The following is a 4,290-nucleotide window of genomic DNA, read 5'->3' as shown; positions in this document are numbered from 1 at the left end:
CCTCGGTCGGCGGCCTGGTGCTGACGGCCGGTCAGGGCAACTACGCCGCTGCCAACGTCTTCCTCGACGGCCTCGCCGCCCACCGCCGCGCCGCCGAACTGACCGCCACCTCGATGGCCTTCGGCCTCTGGGACGTCGGCGCCGGCATGAGCCAGTACCTCGGGGAGGTCGACCGCAGCCGACTGGCAGCCCAGGGCCTCCCGGCCCTGGGCGGGGAGGAGGGCCTGGCGCTCTTCGCCGAGGCACTGCGCGCCGACCGGGCCACCGTGGTCCCGATCCGGGTGGACGCGGCTGCCCTGCGCACCCGCACCGACGAGGTCCCCGCCCTCCTGCGCGGCCTCACCCCGCGCGCGGCTCGTGCCGCCGCCGCCCGCGGCGAGGCCGCGTCGAGCGGCTGGCAGCAGCGGATGGCCGCGCTGTCGGCGGAGGAGCGGCACCGCGCGGTGCTGCAGGCGGTGCGGGCCGAGGTGGCCGCCGTGCTCGGCCACACCTCGCCCGAGGCCGTCGAGCCGGAGCGGGCCTTCAAGGAGTTGGGCTTCGACTCGCTCGCCGCGACCGAACTGCGCAACCACCTGAACACCCTCACCGGCCTGCGCCTGCCCGCCACCCTCGCCTTCGACTACCCCACCGCCCTCGCCGTCGCCGACCACCTCACCACCGAACTCTGGCCCGCCACCGGCGCGATGGTCGTCTCGCAGGACATCCGCGACCAGGCCTCCGACGGTGAACCCATCGCCATCATCGGCATGGCCTGCCGCTACCCCGGCGGGGTCACCAGCCCCGAGGAGCTCTGGCAGCTGGTCCTGGACGGTGTGGACACCACCTCGGACCTGCCGGTCAACCGCGGCTGGGACCTCGCGGGCCTCTACGACCCCGAGCCCGGCAAGGAGGGCAAGAGCTACACCCACCGTGGCAGCTTCCTGCACGACGCCGCCGAGTTCGACCCGGCCTTCTTCGGCATCTCGCCCCGCGAGGCGCTCTACATGGACCCGCAGCAGCGGCTGCTGCTCGAGACCTCCTGGGAGGCGCTGGAGCGGGCCGGCATCGACCCGACCTCGCTGAAGGGCAGCCAGACCGGGGTCTTCGCGGGCGTGATGTACCACGACTACGCGCTGAACGCGGCACCCTCGGGCACCAGCGGCGGCAGCGTCGTCTCCGGGCGGGTCTCCTACGCCCTCGGCCTTGAGGGCCCGGCCGTCACCGTGGACACCGCCTGCTCCTCCTCGCTGGTCGCGCTGCACCTCGCGGTGCAGGCGCTGCGCTCGGGCGAGTGCTCGCTCGCGCTGACCGGCGGTGTGACCGTGATGGCGACGCCGGGCATGTTCATCGAGTTCAGCCGCCAGCGCGGGCTCTCGGTGGACGGCCGCTGCAAGTCCTTCGCCGGTGCGGCAGACGGCGTCGGCTGGTCCGAGGGCGTGGGCGTGCTGCTGGTGGAGCGGCTCTCCGACGCGCTGCGCAACGGCCATCGGGTGCTGGCGGTCGTCCGGGGCTCCGCCGTCAACCAGGACGGCGCCAGCAACGGGTTCAGCGCCCCCAACGGCCCCTCCCAGCAGCGGGTGATCCGCCGCGCCCTGGCGGCGGCCCAGCTCTCGGCCGACGAGGTCGACGCGGTCGAGGCGCACGGCACCGGCACCACGCTGGGCGACCCGATCGAGGCCCAGGCCCTGCTCGCCACCTACGGCCAGGACCGCGAACACCCGCTGCTGCTCGGCTCGGTGAAGTCCAACATCGGCCACGCCCAGGCGGCGGCCGGTGTCGCGGGCGTGATCAAGATGGTGCAGGCGATGCGGCACGGCGTGCTGCCCCGCAGCCTGCACGTCGACGAGCCCTCGCCGCACGTGGACTGGTCGCGCGGTGCGGTGGACCTGTTGACCGAGCAGGCGCAGTGGCCGGAGACCAACCGTCCGCGCCGGTCCGCGGTCTCGGCCTTCGGCATCAGCGGGACCAATGCCCACGTAGTGCTCGAACAGGGCCCGGAGCAGCCGGAGTACGCGCCCGCCGAGTCCGCCGGGGCCGTGCCCTGGTTGGTCTCGGCCGCCAACCAGGACGCTTTGCGGGCCCAGGCCGCGCGCCTGGTCTCCTTCCTGGAGTCCGCGCCGGAGCTGACCGCGCTAGAGACCGCCCGCGCGCTTTCCACCACCCGGACCGCGCTGGAGCGCCGCGCCGTCGTCACCGGCGCGGACCGGGAGGAGCTGCTGGCCGGCCTCCGGGCGCTGGCGGCGGGCGACCGGGCACCGAACGTGTATGCGGCCGCTGCCCGCGGCGGGCAGCCGACGGCCTTCCTCTTCTCCGGTCAGGGTTCGCAACGCCTCGGCATGGGGCGCGAGTTGTACAAGCGCTACCCCGTGTTCACGGCAGCCTTCGACGCGGTCTGCGCCGAACTGGGCGACGGGGTCCGCGAGGTGGTCTGGGGCACCGACGCCCAGGAGCTGCACCGCACCGAGTGGGCCCAGCCGGCCCTGTTCGCCGTCGAGGTGGCGCTCTTCCGGCTGCTCGAATCCTGGGGCGTGCGGCCGGACTTCGTGGCGGGCCACTCGATCGGCGAGGTGGCGGCGGCGCACGTGGCGGGTGTCTTCTCGCTCGCCGACGCCTGCGCGCTGGTGACGGCCCGCGGCCGGCTGATGCAGGCGCTACCCGAGGGCGGTGCGATGGCGGCCGTGCAGGCGACGGAGGACGAAGTCCTGCCGCTGCTGGGCGGCTCGGTGTCGATCGCCGCCGTCAACGGCCCGTCGGCCCTGGTGGTCTCCGGTGAGCGGGAGGCGGTCGAGGAGATCGCCGCGCACTTCGCGGGCCTGGGGCGGAAGACCAGCCTGCTGCGCGTCTCGCACGCCTTCCACTCACCGCTGATGGACCCGATGCTCGACGAGTTCCGCGCCGTGGTCGCGGGTCTCTCCCCGCTGGAACCCGACCTGCCGCTGGTCTCCACCCTCACCGGCCGCCCAGCCACCGCCGAGGAGCTGGGCGCGCCGGACTACTGGGTGCGCCACGCCCGGGAGGCGGTGCGGTTCGCCGACGGTGTGCGGGCGCTGCGCGAGCTCGGCGCGACCCGGTTCGTGGAGCTCGGCCCCGACGCCGTGCTCACCGGGATGGCGCAGGACTGCCTCGGCGAGGAGACGGCCGAGCTGCTGCTGGCCTCCCTGCTGCGCAAGGACCGTGACGAGACGGCCACGCTGATGTCAGCGCTCGGCCGGCTGCACGCCGCGGGCGCACAGGTGCAGTGGCGGTCCGTCTTCGACGGGACGCCGGCGCGGCACGTCGATCTGCCGACCTATGCCTTCCAGCGCCAGCGGTACTGGGTGGACGCCCAGCGAGCCGGCACCGACCTGGGCGCGGTCGGCGTGCAGGCGGCCGAACACCCGCTGCTGGGCGCGGCCATGGAGCTGGCGGACGGCAACGGCCACCTCTTCACGGGGCGGCTGTCGGTCGAGTCGCACCCCTGGCTGGCCGACCACCGGGTGCACGGCACGGTGCTGGCCCCCGGCACCGGCCTGGTGGAGATGGTGCTCCGAGCGGGTGCGGAGGCGGGCTGCGAGGTGCTGGAGGAGCTGACGCTCGCCGCCGCGCTGGTCCTGCCCGAGCAGGGCGGGCTCCAGGTGCAGGTGTGGGTCGGCGAGCCCGACGCGACCGGGCGCCGGGCGGTCACCGTCCACTCCCGGCCCGAGGGCGGAGCGGACCGGGCCTGGGTGCGCCACGCCTCCGGCTTCCTGGACCAGGCTCCGCTACCGGGCGGCGGGTTCGAGCTGAGCGCCTGGCCGCCGGCCGGCGCGGAGGAGGTGCCGGTCGACGGTGCCTACGAGCGGGTGGCCGAGATCGGCTTCGGCTACGGCCCGGTGTTCCAGGGGCTCCGTGCGGTCTGGCGGCGCGGTGACGAGTTGTTCACCGAGGTCGCCCTGCCCGACGAGGCCCAGGACGACGCCGCGCGCTTCGGCATCCACCCGGCGCTGCTCGACGCCGTCATGCACGCCGCGATCCTCACCAACGACGGCACCGGCGAGACGGCGATCCCGTTCGCCTGGACCGGGGTGGCGCTGCACGCGGTGGGCGCCTCGCTGGTCCGGGCCCGGCTGACCCGGGTGGCCGATGGCGGCCTGGCGCTGCAGGTCGCGGACGCGACCGGGCGGCCGGTGCTGTCGGTGGCCTCCATGGTGAGCCGCCCGGTCTCCCCCGAGCAGTTGGCGGCTGGCAGTACTGCGGAGGGCTCGCTGTACGGGATCGAGTGGTCCCCGGTGCGCCCTGCCGCGGACACCGCGCCTTCGTGGGCCCAGTGGGAGGAGATCGCCGACGCGGATG

The 4,290-nt window shown here is 74.8% G+C and carries 1 protein-coding gene; it reads left to right on the top strand.

The window, feature by feature from the left end:
- A partial coding sequence (locus tag ACIRYZ_RS46230) for a beta-ketoacyl synthase N-terminal-like domain-containing protein (protein ID WP_402955697.1) occupies nt 1–4,290 on the top strand: 4,290 nt, incomplete at both ends.

It is taken from the genome of Kitasatospora sp. NPDC101155 (assembly GCF_044768305.1).
In the GTDB taxonomy this organism is placed as follows: Bacteria; Actinomycetota; Actinomycetes; order Streptomycetales; family Streptomycetaceae; genus Kitasatospora.
The sequence above is the reverse complement of the archived record's forward strand: the minus strand, read 5'-3'. Positions and strand labels throughout refer to the sequence as shown.